Annotated in this window: 11 protein-coding genes and 3 pseudogenes; 8 read left to right on the top strand and 6 right to left on the bottom strand. The window is 45.9% G+C overall.

Annotated features, from left to right (window positions below; all coding sequences use genetic code 11):
• Positions 1 to 54: 54 nt before the first annotated feature.
• The 3 genes and pseudogenes from AB6F11_RS15270 to AB6F11_RS15260 form a co-directional block, all read right to left on the bottom strand.
• Positions 55 to 339, bottom strand: a pseudogene (locus tag AB6F11_RS15270) (CorA family divalent cation transporter); the annotation flags it as partial.
• 326 nt (positions 340 to 665) lie between these two features.
• Entirely contained in the window at positions 666 to 2,288 is a 1,623-nt protein-coding gene (locus tag AB6F11_RS15265; RefSeq protein WP_104216314.1) for a phosphoethanolamine transferase, read from the bottom strand.
• 231 nt (positions 2,289 to 2,519) lie between these two features.
• A pseudogene (locus tag AB6F11_RS15260) lies at positions 2,520 to 3,091 on the bottom strand (porin family protein).
• 192 nt (positions 3,092 to 3,283) lie between these two features.
• On the opposite strand from AB6F11_RS15260, the gene AB6F11_RS15255 reads away from it, so the two are divergent.
• Positions 3,284 to 3,823, top strand: coding sequence for an isochorismatase family protein (locus AB6F11_RS15255; protein ID WP_102398389.1), 540 nt, complete (start codon positions 3,284 to 3,286; stop codon positions 3,821 to 3,823).
• Here the strand turns inward: AB6F11_RS15255 and AB6F11_RS15250 are convergent.
• Together AB6F11_RS15250 and AB6F11_RS15245 are read right to left on the bottom strand one after the other, a co-directional pair.
• On the bottom strand, positions 3,820 to 4,683 hold the full coding sequence (locus AB6F11_RS15250; RefSeq protein WP_102398390.1) for a MurR/RpiR family transcriptional regulator: 864 nt from the start codon (positions 4,681 to 4,683) through the stop codon (positions 3,820 to 3,822). The genes AB6F11_RS15255 and AB6F11_RS15250 overlap by 4 nt on opposite strands.
• Positions 4,684 to 4,856: 173 nt before the next feature.
• Positions 4,857 to 6,131, bottom strand: a complete 1,275-nt coding sequence (locus AB6F11_RS15245; protein WP_102398391.1) for an amino acid deaminase — start codon at positions 6,129 to 6,131, stop codon at positions 4,857 to 4,859.
• Between the two features lie 176 nt (positions 6,132 to 6,307).
• Here AB6F11_RS15245 and AB6F11_RS15240 point away from each other — a divergent pair, with 176 nt between their 5' ends.
• From AB6F11_RS15240 to AB6F11_RS15215, 6 genes and pseudogenes are all read left to right on the top strand, one after another.
• A complete protein-coding gene (locus AB6F11_RS15240) occupies positions 6,308 to 7,741 on the top strand; it encodes an amidohydrolase family protein (protein WP_104216316.1) in 1,434 nt (477 codons plus the stop codon).
• A 103-nt stretch (positions 7,742 to 7,844) separates the two neighbouring features.
• Entirely contained in the window at positions 7,845 to 8,237 is a 393-nt protein-coding gene (locus tag AB6F11_RS15235; protein WP_017065166.1) for a RidA family protein, read from the top strand.
• A gap of 206 nt (positions 8,238 to 8,443) precedes the next feature.
• Positions 8,444 to 9,958 (top strand): sodium:solute symporter family protein, encoded by a 1,515-nt coding sequence (locus AB6F11_RS15230; RefSeq protein WP_102398288.1) that lies wholly within the window; start codon positions 8,444 to 8,446, stop codon positions 9,956 to 9,958.
• A gap of 90 nt (positions 9,959 to 10,048) precedes the next feature.
• The gene (locus tag AB6F11_RS15225) at positions 10,049 to 10,996 is read left to right on the top strand and encodes a sugar kinase (protein ID WP_017070563.1); all 948 of its coding nucleotides are present in this window, start codon (positions 10,049 to 10,051) and stop codon (positions 10,994 to 10,996) included.
• Between the two features lie 14 nt (positions 10,997 to 11,010).
• Positions 11,011 to 11,640: a bifunctional 4-hydroxy-2-oxoglutarate aldolase/2-dehydro-3-deoxy-phosphogluconate aldolase gene (locus AB6F11_RS15220; RefSeq protein ID WP_017070148.1), complete on the top strand. Its 630-nt coding sequence runs from the start codon at positions 11,011 to 11,013 to the stop codon at positions 11,638 to 11,640.
• A gap of 127 nt (positions 11,641 to 11,767) precedes the next feature.
• Positions 11,768 to 14,196 (top strand): annotated as a pseudogene (locus tag AB6F11_RS15215) (family 20 glycosylhydrolase).
• 119 nt (positions 14,197 to 14,315) lie between these two features.
• Here AB6F11_RS15215 and AB6F11_RS15210 read toward each other — a convergent pair.
• Positions 14,316 to 16,379 carry an ATP-binding protein gene (locus AB6F11_RS15210; protein WP_104216317.1) on the bottom strand — a complete coding sequence of 688 codons (2,064 nt, stop codon included), beginning with the start codon at positions 16,377 to 16,379 and terminating at the stop codon, positions 14,316 to 14,318.
• Between the two features lie 230 nt (positions 16,380 to 16,609).
• On the opposite strand from AB6F11_RS15210, the gene AB6F11_RS15205 reads away from it, so the two are divergent.
• Positions 16,610 to 17,950, top strand: a complete 1,341-nt coding sequence (locus tag AB6F11_RS15205) for a sigma-54 dependent transcriptional regulator (protein WP_102321268.1) — start codon at positions 16,610 to 16,612, stop codon at positions 17,948 to 17,950.

Here is a 17,950-nt window from a genome sequence, read left to right as displayed (position 1 = left end):
CTCGTTAGTGATTGTACTCACTTAACTCAGTGTCCAAAACTTATGGTGCGGATCACTAAGCATGTCGTCAGGGTTAGCACCTTCGTTTAGATTAATGCCTCGCAGAATCATCAAAAAACAGTCGTGGCCAAATTGTTCGAACCGAGGGCGGGTGTCATCGGTGAGTAATGAATCGATGATGGCATTTGGAACCGTATTACTGTGGAGCCATTCTCTCAAACCGTCAGCATCTCTTTGGCAGTGATACCAAGTTGATTGCTCGAATGAGGCTGGGCTGGTGGTGTGTTCATGTGCCACCCCCTCAGAAAATTGCCAGCTTGAAATTATGAAAGCGTCCATTCATTTGTCCTTAATGATATGACGTAAACATTGATATTATGCGCCATTCAGGCGCGGTATTGAACTGAGCTTAATCGTGGTAAGTTCAATGAGCGATGTGAGTGAGATGAAGTCTAATAAGACATGTTGGTCTTTGGAGTACGACGGACTCTTCCATTATTGTCTCTATTAAATGTAGCTCATTGTTTCGTCGTTATAAATTAGCACTCTGGCTCCATGTTAGCGACGAAAAAAAGAAAAGACAGAGGTCTTTTCTTTTTAGGGGCGGTTGCGGAGAGCTTGCTCAGGCAACTCGAGTTTTCCGATGGTTTACATAAGCAAAAGCACTAGCGACAAGAAGCAAAAATGTCTTGGTTCTCTCGGTATTCTTTGGTTTGCACGTCCATTAGGCCAAGCAAGGAGTCGAACAGGTTATCGTGAGAAAAGCTCTGCTCTTTCCCCGCCTTTCTTAAGCAGGTTTGGTTTATCCCTTTCTGCTCGGCGAAACCATCAGACATCCACATTATCATAGGCACATGGGTTTGCTCTTTCGGTGCCAATGAATAAGGCATGCCGTGTAAGTAGACGCCATTTTCTCCCAATGATTCTCCGTGATCGGAAATGTACATCAGCGCAACATTGTACTTATCGGTGAGTTTCTCTAGCTTCTGAATAGCCTGTGATAGAAAGAAATCTGTGTACAAGATGGTGTTGTCGTAGGTGTTGACCACTTGCTCTTTGGTGCAGTTTTCGATATCAGAACGTGGGCAGTCTGGCACAAACTTCTTATGATCTTCTGGGTATCGCTCAAAGTAAGTTGGGCCGTGAGATCCGGAGATATGATAGAAAATGATGCTATCTTGTTTAAGAACTTGAGTATCTTGTTCGAAGTTCTCTAGCATGGCTGTGTCATAGCACACATCTTTATTACACAGCGGGTCGCTGTCTTTGGCGACGAGAGTCATCTCTTTGATTCGATGTGCGACCGCCTTGTCTCCACCATCGTGCTCTCGCCAGATAGAGTGAATGCCCGCGCGGTTCATAATGTCGACTACGTTATCTTGGTTGTAGGCTTTGTCGCGATCGTAGTTGCTTCGGTTCATGTTAGAAAACATACACGGCACAGAAACCGCAGTGGCTGTTCCGCATGACTGAACATCAGAGAAAAAGATCGGATTATAGGGTTTGGTATGAGCATTGGTTTCTTTCTCATAGCCATAATATTGGTAGTTATATACACGTGCTGTTTCACCAAGAACAAACACCAATAAGGTCGGTTTGGTTGCCGCTTTTGCTTGTGGCTTGAGTTGAGCATCTAATCCCAATTCTTGATAGGGGATGGGCTGTTTGATGTAGGTGTTATTGATGTATTTGACTGTTGATGCTACGTATTCGGTCGGAATGATCATCTTTTTAAGATGAGAGTTATTACGACCAATCGACACATAATCTTTGTAAAACAACCCGGCAATGATGGCAATGACGATCAACGAAGAGAGCAATCCAATCGCCTTCCCAATAGCAAAATCTTTCCAAGATTCTCTTTCAAGATCCGTAAATAAAAGCAGCAGTGACGGGACTCCTCCCATCAGAACAAACCATAAAATAGAATAGCTGCTTAGGTAGCTAGCAGCCTCTCCGCTGTTGGTTTCGAAGACGTTTTCTATCATTCCATAGTCTACAAAAATGCCGTAGTTGAACATGCTGTAGCTGACTAAAGAGGAAGTAAGTAGTAACAAGATAAAAAAAGCTTTGGCGAATATCGGCCAGTTGAATACTTGAAAGATAAAGTTGAATGCGGCGAGAAAGAAAAATGGGATCGAGATGATAAACCCAATGCTTTCGGCTTGTGAGGAACTAAGAATATTGAACAGTTCGCGTGAGATAGGCAAGTTAATGACAAGCAGGTAATACACTGCCAAAACGAAAGGGAGTTTGTTTATCGACATGTTTAAGCGTGGTAGATTCATAGGTCTTGTCTTCCTGTGTCACTTATCCCTTTATTTTAGTCTCGCTACCAAGAAAGCTCTAATATCAACGCATAAAGCTCAATCAGTGATGGTGAGCGATAAACTGGCTAAAGTGAAATGACGCTAAGGTGTGTAGATACAAAAAATTTACTTTACTGAGTGACCTTCATGACAAGGTGGAACAGCAAAGTGAATTAGTATGTTCAGCTTATTCTATGTGGTTCAATCACATTAGAAGTTGTATGAACCACCGAAGCTAATGCTTTTGAAGGCAAGCGTGTGGTCACCAGCTGATATCTGAGAGTTCTTAAATTGGACCGTGTCGTCTACGCTTACTGCATCCGCTTGCGAGATTAAGCGTAGCGTTAGGTGTTCGATTGGCGTGTATTCAACACCTACACCAAAGTGGAAACCCGTACCGCTGTCATCAGCGTAACCAGCACTCTTATTTGCGTTTAGGTCAACAGAGCTTAAACCAGCCAATACGAATGGGCGGATTGTGTTGTCGAATGTGTAACCAAGATTTGCTGACAAAGAAACAGACGTCGGAGACAGCTTTTCAGCGCTATTTTTGTAGTTTGCGTAATCTGTGTAGCCAAGTTCAACACCTACGATACGGTTGAATTGGTAGCCGCCGTATAGGTTGTAGCCCATGCCATCTGAATCTAAGCTACCGTGACCGTCTGTGTCAGAATCTTGGTAGACACTAAGTCCGCCACGCCGTCAGTACCTGCAGCTAAAGCTGGAAGAGAAACTGCGCTGATTAAACCCAGTGCTAATGCTGATTTCGTTATCTTGTTCATCGTTCTTACTCACTCTTAAATGTCATGCCAGTATCAATAATTTTTGTTTTGCGACCTTTCGACCGTTGGTGAGTATTATTCCGTAGTCTTATACCTATTACTGTATGGCTTTGTAAGCTAAATCGTTACATAGTAGAAAATATACTCATCAGATTGCGTAGTGAGTTAGGCTGCCAAAAACAAGGAATACACATGCTAATGAGACAAAACACAGGTTTGGTGATTGTGGACGTACAAGGTAAGCTCGCACGCCTTGTTGATGACAGTGATGCGCTGATTGCTAATTGCGGAAAGTTGGTTCAAGGAGCGCAGGTTTTGGGTCTGCCAATTATTCGTTTGGAGCAGAATCCAGACAAGCTAGGTGCTACGGTCGACGAACTTAATGACTTGTTGAATAATGCAAAGGCGACACCTAAATTCACGTTTAACGCGTGTGATGAGCCCAAGTTTGTTGAAGCTGTTCAAACCAAGGATGTAGAGACTTGGTTGGTGTGTGGTATTGAGGCTCATATTTGTGTTTATCAAACCGCATTGGGTTTGTTGGAGCTTGGGTACAGGGTTCAGGTAGTTGGCGACTGTATTGGTTCACGGACAGCATTGAATAAGAAGTTGGCTATCAGCCGATTACAGGACGCTGGTGTCCAAATTACGGGATTAGAAATGAGCTTATACGAGCTAGTGAAAGATTGCCGCGCACCAGAATTTAAGCTCATTCTATCCTTGATTCGTTAATCACCGAGAGGCTGTCTGTCGCCCCCACCTCGGTAGGAATCTAGCGCAACCTTCAAACGACGCAGTTTGTCGCGCGAACGGTTTTTATGATTGACTGCGATCCCCATAGAAAGTACATCCACTAGCGCCAACATGGCGTAGCGAGACGCCGACGGTTTGTAGATGAAGTCAGTTTCCATATGTTTGATGGGCAACAAGATATCGGCAATCTTTGCCAGCGGTGTATCTTGTGGGGTAATTGCGATGATCTTAAGCCCGTACTGCTTAGCCAGCTCTGCGGTTTCAGTAATCACAGGCGTGAAACCGGTCGCGGAGATCATCACCATGACATCATTGATATCTGCTGTCGCAGCAACCATGCGTGACATTAAGCCATCATTGTACGACACCACGGGATAGCCCAATCGGAACAGTCGGTGTTGCAGTTCTTGAGAGGCGATAGTCGAACCACCACCCATGCCGATAGCAATGATTTGTCTGGCGTTATGCAGCCAGCTGACTGCGGTTTCAACGTCTTGCTCTTTGAACAAGGTGCGGTTGATGTCTAGGCTTTGCTTGATCGATTCGTAGATACCTTGATAACCCGTTTGGTCAACCGGTTCGAGGATAAAGCGCTGGCCAACGGTTAGCGTCTGAGCCAACTTAATCTTCATATCACGTACGTTGCTGCAACCGATCGCTTTAGCAAAACGTGTAATGGTGGCTTCACTCACTTGAGCGCTTTCAGCAAGCTCTGTGATGCTGGCATTGGCAGCAAAATCAATGTCGTCCATGATCAGCTTAGCGACTTTTTTCTCTGCATCACGAAGAGCGGGAAAACGCTCCGTTATCTGTGAAATGATATCTACTTCTAAACTCAAGAATCCTGATCCTTTGTTGATGGGGCTAATCGTTATTACCTAGTTATTAAGAATCTAGCTCGTAAGAAGCAAGCTCTTTAGCTTTTTATGAGCACTAATCCATTAAAAACTAAGCCTTAGCCCCGTTAGTATATCTTATTGCTTCGCTGATTCTAGCTTATTGAAAAATCGAACTAGAAGCAGGTTTCCACCCAGTTTGTTACCTGATGGTCGTCATCGCTGATGGCAATGTAGCGCCACTTATCGAAGGTTAAACACGGGTGTGAGGTTGAGAAGGCAATCATGTCGCCCACTTCAATCTCAGAAGAGCCGTCCGTTTCAACAAAGGTATGCTGATCCATCACGGCGGTCGCAGTCAGCCCTTTCACAGAGATAGCTTTGCCATTGCGATAGCCGCGTTCGGCAATAGGTAAACCCGCATCAAAGGCCACATCACGCTTGCCTAGCCCAACCACGAGTTTAGTCGGTTCTGGGCGAGAGATTACATACGCCCATACCTCAAGTGCCGATTCCAGATCTCCACCCAATTCACACGCGTAACCTTGGTTTACTTGGGCACGCTGCAACACTTTGCTTTGAGCGTCTAGGTAGATGCCTGTGTCGTGAATGGCATAACAACCCGGGCGGATGATCGCCAAGTAATCGGTTAGGTTCGCTAAACATTCTGCAACCACGTCATACCAAGCAGAGCCGGCACCCGTGATGATAGGTTGCCCTGCAATTAGGCCATCTGATGCGAGGCTTTCGACCGAAGTCAGCGCCTGTTTCAAGAAGGTGCGAATGTCTTGTTCTGCGTTGTCACCGTGAATCACACCCTCATACACCTCAATACCCGCGAGCGAAAGGGCAGGTGTGTCTTGGATGGTTTGAGCCAGTTCTAGAACTTCTTGTGGTGAACGACAACCACAACGACCGCCCGGCACACCAAATTCGATCAGTACTTTTAGCGTCTGCTTTGTATTAGCGAAATATTGGCTAAGTTGCTGCACGTTGACCGATGAATCCACACAACAGTAAAAGTCGACATCAAATTCACTGATCAGCTGTTCAACGATCGCCATGTTGGTTTTACCCACCAATTGGTTGGCCATGATGATTCGTTTTGCACCCGCCATAGCGGCAACTTCTGCCTGTGCAGGCGTTGCTACTGTAATACCCCAAGCGCCATTTTCTAGCTGTTGACGGAAGAAATCAGGCGTCATCGATGTTTTGCCATGTGGCGACAATTTAACCTGATGATGATCGGCGAATGATTGCATCCAATTCAGGTTATTGGTCAACGCTGATTGTTTGATAATTGCTACCGGAAGCGAAATGTCTTCATCAACCAGTCGATAAACACCGTTCTCAGATTGTGATACTGCTCTCCCTTTTTGGCCTTTTTCAGTCAAGATGAAACTATCTTTTTGATACTTTATAACATCTTTTTGTGCAGGGTTATGTTTCATTGCTGATTCCTAACATGATTTAAGTGGTTGTTATTTAATGTTTAAATATATCTATAATGTGTTTTATGATAGAAACTATCACACAAATTAAAATATTATGTGTGTTTTGTCACTAAAAATAATCGGCTGGATTTCTAATATAGCTCCATCAACACAGTGGATTGAGAGAGTGAAAAATGTTGTTCGATACGATAATCAAAAATGTAGAGGTGTTTGATGGCACCGGCGAACAATCGTTTTGTGCCGATGTAGCAATCCGAGATGGAAAAATCGCCGAAATTGGCAAAGTCGATCATGAAGATTGTAGCCAGTTGGTTGAGGGAGTTGGCTTAGCATTGGCTCCTGGATTCATCGATGTACACACACACGACGATACCAATGTAATTCGTTACCCAGACTGCCTACCAAAGATCAGCCAAGGCGTGACAACCGTAATTGTTGGCAACTGTGGCATCAGCGCATCGCCAACGGTTTTGGCGGGCGATCCACCAGACCCAATGAACCTATTAGGCGCGCAGGCTGATTTCAAATACCCAACCTTTGCCGCGTATGCACAAGCCGTAGAGCAAGCGCAACCAGCGGTGAACGTAGCAGCGTTAGTTGGCCACACCACACTGCGTAACCAAGTGATGGACGACCTACAACGCACCGCAAGCGAAGAAGAAATCGCGGTAATGCAAACCAACCTTGATTTAGCGATGGAGCAGGGTGCACTGGGTTTGAGTTCAGGTTTGGCTTACGCCAGCGCGAAACAAGCTAATGCCAACGAAGTGATGCAGTTAGCGAAAGTGCTTTCTAGCCATGGCGGCATCTATACCACGCATATGCGTACCGAATTCGAAGAGATCTTAAGCGCGATGGAAGAGGCGTTTGAGACTGGGCAATACGCGAAAGTACCGGTTGTTATCTCTCACCTTAAATGTGCAGGTGCAGGTAACTGGGGCAGAACCGTTGAAGTACTTGATTTGATGGACAAGGTTTCTGAGCACCAAGATGTGTCTTGCGACTGCTACCCATACTCAGCGAGCTCTTCGACATTAGATTTGAAACAGGTGACGGACGATTTCGATATCTTCATTACTTGGTCTAAAGCAAAGCCAGAACATGCAGGCAAAACGCTTAAGCAGATTGCTGATGAGATGAACCTACCACTGATGGACGCAGCAAAAGCGCTTCAACCAGCCGGTGCGGTTTACCACTGCATGGATGAGAACGACGTAAAGCGCGTATTGAAATACAAGCTGACCATGGTTGGTTCTGATGGTTTACCCAATGACCCGCATCCACATCCAAGATTGTGGGGCACCTTCCCGAAAGTCTTAGGTCATTACTGCCGAGATGAAAAACTGTTTGCGCTACCAGAAGCGATTCACAAAATGACCGGAATGTCTGCGAAGCGCTATAACCTCGCGGGAAGAGGTGAGATTCGCCAAGACGCATTTGCCGATTTAGTTTTATTTGACCCAAAGAATATTAAAGACACAGCAACATTTGAAAATCCTATGTCAGTTGCTGAGGGAATCGAAAGTGTATTTGTAAATGGTGAGTTAACTTACCAAAAAGGAAAAGTGAAAAATAATCGTTCAGGCGTTTTTATTTACCGTAATTAGAATTTAATTATTTTATTAGATATACAGTAATAAGAAAACGACGAATTAATTTAAATATATTGGAACAGAACCAATATTATCTATAAAGAAGTGGAGTTAAAAAATGACTATTAAACGTTACGGTGTTGAAGGCGGTACAGGTACAGGCGGACAACATTTACCATTTGCACGCGCAACTGAAGCGGGTGGTTTCCTATACGTTTCTGGTCAGACACCGATGACAGATGGTGAAGTGGTAGAGGGTGGCATTGTTGACCAGTCTCGCCTAGCGATCCAAAACTGTGTCGATATCATGACTGAAGCGGGCTACGGCCTAGAAGACGTAATGCACGTAAAGGTTGTGCTAACGGATTCTCGTTACTTCCAATCTTTTAATAAGGTATTCAAAGAGTTCTTCGGTGCTAACCCACCGGCTCGTATCTGCATGGTTTGCGACCTAGTTGTAGACGTGAAGGTTGAAGTAGATGTGACTTGCTACCGCGCGGATCGCGTTTAGTAATAAGCTAATCACAATTACCTACTTAGAGAGTATTAGGGGTTAGTCATCCCTGTTATTATCCTTTAATACTCTCACCCTACATTTATAAAAATTACTTTAATTAAAATAGATAAAATCAATAAAGTAATTATATGAAATATAAAAATGAATGAATCATAAATAAAGTTCAAGAATGAACTCAATATTTCACTGAGAGGTGTCAAATGAACAGCACACTTTTTCTTACAGGCTTCGGCGTGTACGTATGTTTTCTAATTTGGTTAGGCTGGTTTGTCTCGCGTAGTCAAAAATCTGGCGAAGATTTCTTATTAGGTGGCCGTGGCCTGCCATTATTCTTAGTACTTGGTACAACAGTTGCGACTATGGTCGGCACGGGTTCAAGTATGGGCGCGGTTGGCTTTGGCTACGCAAATGGTTGGGCGGGTGCTCTGTACGGAATAGGCGGTGCTGTCGGCATCCTATTGCTTGCACTTTGGTTTGCTCCGGTTCGTAAACTGAACTTCATGACCATGAGTGAAGAGCTGGCTTATTACGTTGGCGCTAACCGAATCGTAAAAAACGTGGTTGGCCTACTTATCTTTATCGCGTCAATCGGTTGGTTAGGTGCGCACATTCTAGGTGGCGGCATGTACCTAGCGTGGATTGCAGACATCGACCTTAACCTTGCGAAAATTATTATTGCTGCAGCTTTCACTATCTACGTTGTTATCGGTGGTTACACAGCAGTTGTATGGACCGATACGATTCAAGCAATCATCCTTTTTGCTGGCTTCATCCTAATGGCGGTAATGTCTGTTGATCACATTGGTGGCATGGACAACCTTTACGCTGCGATGGACCCTGCTGCTACAAGCTTTTTAGCAATCGATAAACTGGGCATTCTGCCTGCTGTTTCTCTGGCTGTGGTTATCGGTGTGGGCGTACTTGCAACACCTTCATTCCGCCAGCGTATCTACTCTGGTAAAGATGTTTCAACTATCCGTCGCTCTTTCGTGGCTTCTGGTGTGTTGTACCTTTTCTTCTCTATTATTCCAGCAATCATAGGTATGGCGGCACACGCTATTGACCCAACGCTGGATAACCCGAACTTCTCGTTCCCTTACATTGCAGCGACGGTACTACCTGTTGGCGTAGGCATGATTGTTCTTATCGCAGGTCTATCAGCAACCATGTCGAGTGCAAGCTCAGATGCGATTGCCGGTGTATCTATCCTACTGCGTGACGTGTACGTGATGTTCACAGGCCGCGTACCAAACAAAGAATCAATGTTGAACTACTCTCGTCTAGCTTTGGTTGTGGTGATTGGCTTCGCACTACTGTTCGCACTGACGTCAAACGACATCATTGGCTACATCACTAAGATGATTTCAACGGTTATGTCGGGCATGTTTGTGTGCGGTATGTTGGGTAAATTCTGGAAACGCTACAACTGGCAAGGTGCGCTTGCAACACTAGCGGGTGCTTCTGTAGCTTCATTCGTAGTAATGTTAAACGCTGACTACACAGCCTTCTGGGGCAACCCAGTTATCCCATCATGTCTGTTTGCTCTAACGGCAGGTGTGGTTGTGAGTCTAGTGACTCCGGCTAACCAAGTAACACCTGAAATGGCAAAAGCGATTCTTGATGACGAGCGTGCTCTGATGGAGATGGAAATGTCTGAGACTGGCGTACTTGAAGAAGAAGCGGCACCTCAACGTCCTGCAAATCAAACAAGCTAAACCTAGTCTCCACAACTGGTTTGCTTAATTCAGGTCCTGCTTAGTGGCAGGGCCTTCTCCCACATATATCTCTCTATTTTAGGATCGGCTATGCCTGCATCTTCTCATTTCAATATTGCTTTCTTCGGCGAATGTATGGTCGAAATAAGCGGCTCTCCATTAACCAAAAAATTTGGCGGTGACACGCTCAATACCGCGCTTTACCTTTCTCGCTTAACCCAACATCAAAACCTGTCTGTTCATTACGCGACTGGTTTGGGTAGCGATGAACTGTCTCAAAACATGATTGATAGCTGGCAACTAGAAGGCATTCAAACCAATTTCGTTGAACGTATTCCAAACAAGTTGCCCGGTTTGTACATGGTAGAAACGGACGAAACGGGTGAGCGACATTTCCACTATTGGCGCAATGACGCGGCAGTAAAATCTTACTTTCAAACTGACGACCTGAATAAGCTTGAAATCGCGCTGACAGAGAAACAAGTCGACGCGGTTTACATCAGCGGTATCAGTATCGCGATTTTAGATGACACCTCACGTGAACGTCTGTTGAAAGCCATTGGTGTGTTCTCAAATCAAGGCGGAAAGCTGATTTTTGATAACAACTATCGCCCGCAACTTTGGACGACTGAACAAGCTCAGCATTGGTACGCCAAGTTACTACCATTGGTCGACATTGCACTGATTACCGAAGACGACGACCTGCTGGTTTGGGGCAATGGCGAGAGCGTTCAACAACGCTGCCTTCGCTTAGGCTGCCAAGAGATCGTCATCAAACGTGGCTGTGAGCCATGCAAGATTGTTCAAGTTGAACAAGGCGATGTTGTTGAGAGTTATGTATCCGCGACTCGTGTTTCTAACGTGGTCGACACCTGCGCTGCGGGCGATTCATTCGCTGCGGGTTATTTAGCTGCGCGTCTTACTGGCGAGAGCGCCACCGACGCAGCCGAATTTGGCCACCAACTGGCTTCCATCGTTATTCAATACTCTGGCGCAATAATCCCTATGAGCGCTATGAGCCAACTGATTAAAAAATAAAAAGCGGAACTATTATGTCTCAAGAAATGATCAACACACTTAAGCAGTTCAAAGTTATCCCTGTTATCCAAATCAACAAGGTGGAACATGCGATTCCACTAGCAAAAGTGTTGGTAGAAAACGGCCTGCCAGTAGCAGAAGTGACGTTCCGTACCGAAGCGGCAGCGGATTCGATTCGTGCGATGCGTGATGCCTACCCAGAGATGTGTATCGGTGCAGGTACAGTACTCACACCTGCGCAGATCGACCTTGCGAAAGAGGCGGGCAGCGAATTCATCGTAGCACCGGGCTTGAATCCCAACACAGTAAAACGTTGCCAAGAGATCGGTATGCCAATCGTTCCTGGCGTAAACAACCCAAGCCAAGTAGAGCAAGCGTTGGAGCTAGGTCTTAACTTTTTGAAGTTCTTCCCAGCAGAAGCGTCTGGTGGGATCAATATGGTGAAATCTCTATTAGCGCCATACGTTGATGTGTCTTTAATGCCAACGGGAGGTATCGGCAAGCACAACGTGAATGACTACCTAGCCGTGGATCGCGTGGTGTGCTGTGGCGGTACTTGGATGGTATCTCCGAAGATGATCGAGAATGAACAGTGGGACGAGATCGCGGAGTTAGTTAGAGAAGCGGTCGCTCTTGTGAACTAACGAGAAGCGTTTGGAATAAAGATAAGTGTTTTAAATAAAGATAAACAACAGCAGTGGTTGATGGTTCTGTTTTGTGAATTGCCTCCGATAAACAAAACAGAACGCCCGTTATATAGGAAAACTAATAATGAAAAAAACTATATTATCCCTATTGATTTCAGGTTCAGTAGTGTCCCCAATGGCGTTAGCAATGGCTCCAAGTACCGATCTAAATTTAATGCCTTACCCGCAAACAGTCGAGCTGAAAGCTGGACAGGTTAAGGTCGACGGTAACTTCAAGGTTTACATCAAAGGCTTTAACTCTGACCGTGTTGAATACACGGCGAAACGCTTTATTGACCGTCTTGATCGCCAAACTGGCGTGCCGATCCTGAACTGGCAGGTTGAGAGCGCCGACCAAGCGAACCTGATTATTGATATCGACGCGGCGCCAAAATCTGAAGTACAAAACATTGATTCTGTGGAGTCCTACAAAATTACGACTCAGGGCGAACAAATCACGCTGAGCTCTCCAAGCCTATACGGCACAATTCACGGCATCGAAACCCTTTTACAGCTCGTTGAAACCACAGCGACTGGCTACCACATTCCTGCTGTCACGATTGTCGATGAGCCTCGCTTCCGCTGGCGTGGTGTCTCTTACGATACCTCTCGTCACTTTATCGAATTCGATGTGCTGATTCGTCAGTTAGATGCGATGGCATCGGCGAAGATGAACGTTTTCCATTGGCACTTCTGGGACGACCAAGGTATTCGCATTCAAACCGAATCATGGCCACGTTTGTGGTCTGAAACCGCTGATGGTAACTACTACACCAAAGACCAAGTCCGTTACTTAGTGGAATACGCGCGTAATCTTGGTATTCGTGTGATTCCAGAGGTGTCTCTTCCGGGTCACTCTTCTGCGGTTGCTTATGCTTACCCGCGCCTGATGTCGGGTGGTGAAGGTCAAAGCTATGAGCAAGAGCGTGGTTGGGGCGTGTTTGAACCATTAATGGACCCATTGAATCCAGAGCTCTATGAAATGCTGGGCGACGTATTTGATGAAGTGACCGAGCTGTTCCCAGACGAGTATTTCCACATCGGTGGCGATGAGCCGAACTATGCGCAGTGGAAAAACAGCGAAAAGCACCAACAGTTCATTGAAGAGAATAATATCGATGGTGAGCGTGGCCTGCAGTCTTACCTCAATGTAAAAGTTGAGAAGATGCTCGAAGAGCGCGGTAAGAAGATGACGGGTTGGGATGAGATCTGGCATAAAGATCTGCCAACTTCTATCGTGATTCAAAGCTGGCAAGGGCACGATAGTATCGGTCGTGCAGCGAAAGAGGGCTACCCAGGTATTCTTTCTACGGGTTACTACCTAGATCAACCTCAGCCAACTAGTTACCATTATCGCAACGATCCAATGCCAAGCGGCATCACGGTTGACGATAAGCTGCACAGTGGCGAAAAATTCGTGACTTACCAATGGCAGAAACCTCGTTCTAAAGGCAGCCCACGTAAGGGAACACTGACCATGATTGAAGCAAAAGACGGCACGTTCCGCGCATTCAGTGATTACAACGGCAAGTCTCGTGAAGAGATCTACATCCTTGATTACGTGCCGGGCAAAACCTTTGTCGGCCACTTCGATAACTTCATGTCGTACACCGAGTTCAACCTGAACCTAAATCCAAATGGGTTTGCGGAAGGCAGCTATCAGTTAATTGGTAACGTGCGCTGGCCAACCACAGGTGAAGTGATTGCGAGCAGTGATGTTGAAGGCAGCGTGATCCCTGAGCCAAATGGTGGCTCCCCTGCAGAGTTAACCGACAAAGAAAAAGAGCTGATTTTAGGCGGCGAGATCACCATGTGGCTAGAAAACAAAGACAGCCTCACGGTTGAAAACTACCTATGGCCACGTAGCTATGCAATTGCAGAGCGTTTCTGGTCGGATGCAGAACTGACCGACGAACGAAGCATGTATAAGCGCATGAAAGCGATGGATACATGGTCGGAAGTGTCGGTTGGGTTACGTCACCACGCCGATGCTGACATGTTGTTGAAGCGCATTGCAAAAGGCCAAGATATTCACGACCTGCGCGTGCTAGCTAAATACACCGAGCCTGCTCAATACTACGCTCGCAACTGGGAGAAGTGGAATTCTACGGAACCTAAGGGCACTTTATACAGCCAATACGAGCGCTTAACCGCTTCGTTGATGCGCTGCCTGTGGAAAGCTACGCCGTGTATGAGATGCAAGACTTGGTCAATGACATGGCGACAGGCAATCAACAAGTGCTTGAGCAACTTGCTGAGCATTATCAGCAAGCAAAATCGGCTGCACTAGCGGCTAAAACTGTCTTCGTTGGCAACGTATCTTCGGTAGAGACTGTGGTGGTTGCAGAGAAAACCGTTGAAGTGGCAGACTTGGCGTTAACCTTGATTGCTAAAGCACAAGCAGACGTGAATGCCTACCAAGCGATACTGTCTGATTCGGCGAAAATCTATGATGAATCAATCATCGCGATTGTTCGCCCGACTGAGTTACTGTTAAAGCAGCTAGCTGAGTAAGTCGCGAACTGATTAACTGATAAGTCATACGCTAATAAGTGAATCAAAACCGCCCTCTGTGGGCGGTTTTTTAGTTCTGTCTTCTTTATGTGGTGCGATTTAATGCTTTTTGTTAGTAACTACTCACTATCTATATTCTTCAGCGTTAATGTGAATGTCATGCCTTGGTCTGGGTTGTTCTTTGCTATCAAGGTGCCTTGCATATCCCGTACATTGTTGGCTGTAATAGCTAACCCCAGCCCCAAACCTTCGCCCATTTTTTTGTTGGTATGAAACGGTTCGAAAATGGTTTCGAGTTGATCTTCAGACACACCACAACCGTTATCTTGAACCTTGATGATCACGCGTTGTTGCTCGGTATGAGCGCTGATCACAATGGTTGCTGGTTTCTGATTCTGCGTGGCATCGACAGCGTTTCTAAGCAGGTTACCAAGCACTTGACGAAGTCGCGCCTCTTCTCCCATTACCATCGAAATATTGGAAGCGACACGCACGCGAATATCGACGTTTTCCAGTTCGGCTTGATGAATTCGCAGGGTTTCTTGCAGTGCGTCTGTCAGTGAAACTGGGTAAGGCTTTTCAAGTCTTTGGAAGGCGAATGACTTCAGCTGGCTAGTCATGTTAGCCATTCTGTCGATCAGGCTCATGACTAAGTCCATGTTCGCTTTCAACATCTTGGTCTCGCCTCTTTCCATCAATAGCTGGTTACTTGAAAGTAGCGTTTTTAGGCCAGTAAGCGGCTGATTGAGTTCATGAGTAATCGCACTCGACATCCGCCCTAGTGCAGCCAGTTTGCTAGATTCGACAAGTTCTTGCTGCGCATCTTTTAGATCTTGAGTTCGCTCTTCGACCCGCAGTTGTAGCGTTTTATTGGCGTTTTGCACCGCAATTTCGGCTTTCTTACGTTTGCTGATATCGATTACGGTACACAGGTAGTAAGTCGTCGCATGCCAAGGAAAGGCGCTAATAGAGAATAAAACAGGGAAGTAGCTGCCATCGCTGCGTCTTGCCATGGTTTCGACGCTAGTTATCTCGGCCAGCTCTTGATGCTGCTCTAAGTTTTTGAGCAGTTGCAAGGTGGTTGAATTCGGATTACCTGCCTCAAATAACTGCCACGCCTTGATGTTATTGATCATTGAATCAGATAGTGAAAAGTAGTTCTTCGCCATCAGGTTGATATCGTGAATGCGTCCGTGTTTATCGATCAGTATTAACCCAACATGGGTTTTATTGATCATCCCAGACAGTCGTTTCTCAGACTCTTCGATAAGCTTTTGGATTCTCAGATTGCTGAGCTTTTTCTGGCGTCTTTGGTAAAGAATAACCAACAGTAACAGAATGAAAAGACAGCTAACCGCCACACTCCAGCTGATCCAGTTCGTGGTCTGGTTGAGGCTGGTTAATGGCGTTAGGTAGGTTAAACGCCAATTCAGATCGTCTAACTTGATGGACTGAATTAGGTAATCTTTATCTTGCAATCGCCACACGCGAATATGGGTTTGGTCATACAGCTCACGTTTTGTCGCTGTGGGCTGAGAATTGAAGGTGTCATTGAACCAATCGGCACTCAACCTGTTGTCACTGGAGAGAAAGAACTGATCGCGAGGGTTCTGAAACAGTATCGCCTCACCATCGGCAAACCATTGATCGGTTAACAATGACAAATCGATTTGCACCGCGACAATGCCAACCACATCAGAGGCTCGATATACGGGTGCCGCTATGAAGTAATCGGGTGTCACGCCTTTGTTTTTTGTCACCACTGAAATCGCACCACCTTGTTGGTGGATCTTCGAAACAATTGTACTGGCGTTCTTATTGCTCAGTTTGCTTCTTTCAACACTCGATACCAACAAGTCCCCTTCGCCAGAAAGCAGATACCAGCCCTTGGTGTTGGCGGCTTTATCCAATTGAATCAGCTGCTTCTTAATGCGTTTTTCTAGGCGGGCTTCACCATCAATGAAGCGCACACTGGTTTCATCATTGGTTACTAGGTAGGGCAGATAATAGAAACGCTTAAGGGTTCGCCTTGCTTCGGCAATGTAGCCAAGGAAGCGCTGTTCGGCATAGCGTTGGGCTTGTTCAAGCTTCCACTGGCTGATGCCATTCTTGGTGGTGACCTGCACCAAACCAATCAATAAACAGGTACACAGGAATAACCAATATCGATTGTTATTCATCATTTCTGATCAAATCCCTTTAAAATTAGTGGCTTGCCTCTTTGAGCTAGTGGTTTGACAAGGTTTTATGTTTGCTTTTTAAGCGAATGGAGAGTGAGACAAATCGAAGCTAACAAACATTATTAAACTGTTAAAGGAGTGTTATTCAAAGTGGGAGCTAGCTCCTTTTCGTCTGAGGTTTTTTTACATACCGTGGACGATATTAATCAGATGTAGAGTGGCGGAACCAAACTATGCAGCGTATTGCTTTAATTGAAGATGACGCGATTGTGCGTCAAGCAACCAGCCAATGGTTGCAGCTGGCGGGCTTCGATGTCACCGCATTTGAAGTAGGACAAGATGCGTTAAACGCCGTAGAGCAGGGTGATTTTCAAACCATTATCACCGATGTTCGTTTACCTGATATTGATGGTGTTGATCTGCTAGGGCGTTTCAAAGGTCTTGTGCCAGATGTGCCTGTTATTTTGATTACTGGGCATGGTGATGTCGATATGGCGGTGAAAGCCTTACAGCAAGGTGCCTATGACTTCATTGAGAAGCCATTCGACCCAGAGCGTCTGTCTCAAACGGTATCGGAAGCGGTAGATAAACATCAAAGTGGCCAAGACAGAAACAGTCGTCAGAACTATCTGGATAACCTTAAGGGCATTGAACAGGTGCTGATCGGTCGCAGTAAAGTGATGTGTGAACTGCGCGAGCAAATCCAGAAAGTCGCTTCCATAGACACCAACGTGATCATCTATGGTGAAACGGGTTGTGGTAAAGAGCTGGTCGCCTCTTGCTTACATGAATTCAGCCAACGTAAAACCCATCCGTTTGTTCCGCTCAACTGTGGCGCAATCCCAGAAAATCTCTTTGAAAGCGAGCTGTTTGGACACGAAGCCGGAGCGTTTACTGGTGCGGCCAAACGACGCATTGGTAAGCTGGAATTTGCCGACAAAGGCACAGTGTTCCTTGATGAAATAGAGAGTATGCCGCTGTCGATGCAGGTAAAAGTGCTGCGTACCTTGCAAGATAATGTCGTCGAACGCGTGGGGGGGAATCAGCAACAACATGTTGATCTACGAGTGGTCTCTGCCTCGAAAAGCGATCTACTGAATCACCCCGACTTTCGCCAAGATCTATTCTATCGTTTGAATGTTGCCCAGCTGCATTTGCCTCCACTCAGTGAGCGTGAAGAAGATGCCTTACTTTTGTTTGAACACTTCACCCAAGAAGCCAATTCCGAAACACGTATAGCCAGTGAGGCTGATCGCTATGCACTGCTCTCGTATGCGTGGCCGGGCAATGTGCGTGAACTGCGTAATGTTGCGATTCGTTTTGCATTGGATGAAAGCTTGACCGTTGGGGATATTTTGGCGTGTCGTCCCAATTCTGTCACAGAGTCCACAACGGCGGGCATCCCTTTGGCGGTTCAAGTACAGAGCTTTGAAAGGAAAGTGATTCATGATGCCTTAGTTCGTTATAAAGGGCGTATCAATGACGTGATGCAAGATTTGGATTTACCTCGTCGAACATTGAACCAAAAGATGGTGCGTTATGGGTTAAATCGAAGTGACTATGTTGACCCTTAG

The organism is Vibrio sp. 10N.247.311.14, assembly GCF_041467715.1.
GTDB classification, from domain to species: domain Bacteria; phylum Pseudomonadota; class Gammaproteobacteria; order Enterobacterales; family Vibrionaceae; genus Vibrio; species Vibrio crassostreae_C.
This window is presented reverse-complemented; position numbering and strand designations above follow the sequence as displayed.

Bases quoted from the DNA above. Each gene is read 5' to 3' on its own strand.
- AB6F11_RS15265 (WP_104216314.1), bottom strand. From the start codon at position 2,288: ATGAATCTACCACGCTTAAACATGTCGATAAACAAACTCCCTTTCGTT.
- AB6F11_RS15255 (WP_102398389.1), top strand. From the start codon at position 3,284: ATGCTAATGAGACAAAACACAGGTTTGGTGATTGTGGACGTACAAGGT.
- AB6F11_RS15245 (WP_102398391.1), bottom strand. From the start codon at position 6,131: ATGAAACATAACCCTGCACAAAAAGATGTTATAAAGTATCAAAAAGAT.
- AB6F11_RS15240 (WP_104216316.1), top strand. From the start codon at position 6,308: ATGTTGTTCGATACGATAATCAAAAATGTAGAGGTGTTTGATGGCACC.
- AB6F11_RS15235 (WP_017065166.1), top strand. From the start codon at position 7,845: ATGACTATTAAACGTTACGGTGTTGAAGGCGGTACAGGTACAGGCGGA.
- AB6F11_RS15230 (WP_102398288.1), top strand. From the start codon at position 8,444: ATGAACAGCACACTTTTTCTTACAGGCTTCGGCGTGTACGTATGTTTT.
- AB6F11_RS15225 (WP_017070563.1), top strand. From the start codon at position 10,049: ATGCCTGCATCTTCTCATTTCAATATTGCTTTCTTCGGCGAATGTATG.
- AB6F11_RS15220 (WP_017070148.1), top strand. From the start codon at position 11,011: ATGTCTCAAGAAATGATCAACACACTTAAGCAGTTCAAAGTTATCCCT.
- AB6F11_RS15210 (WP_104216317.1), bottom strand. From the start codon at position 16,379: ATGATGAATAACAATCGATATTGGTTATTCCTGTGTACCTGTTTATTG.
- AB6F11_RS15205 (WP_102321268.1), top strand. From the start codon at position 16,610: ATGCAGCGTATTGCTTTAATTGAAGATGACGCGATTGTGCGTCAAGCA.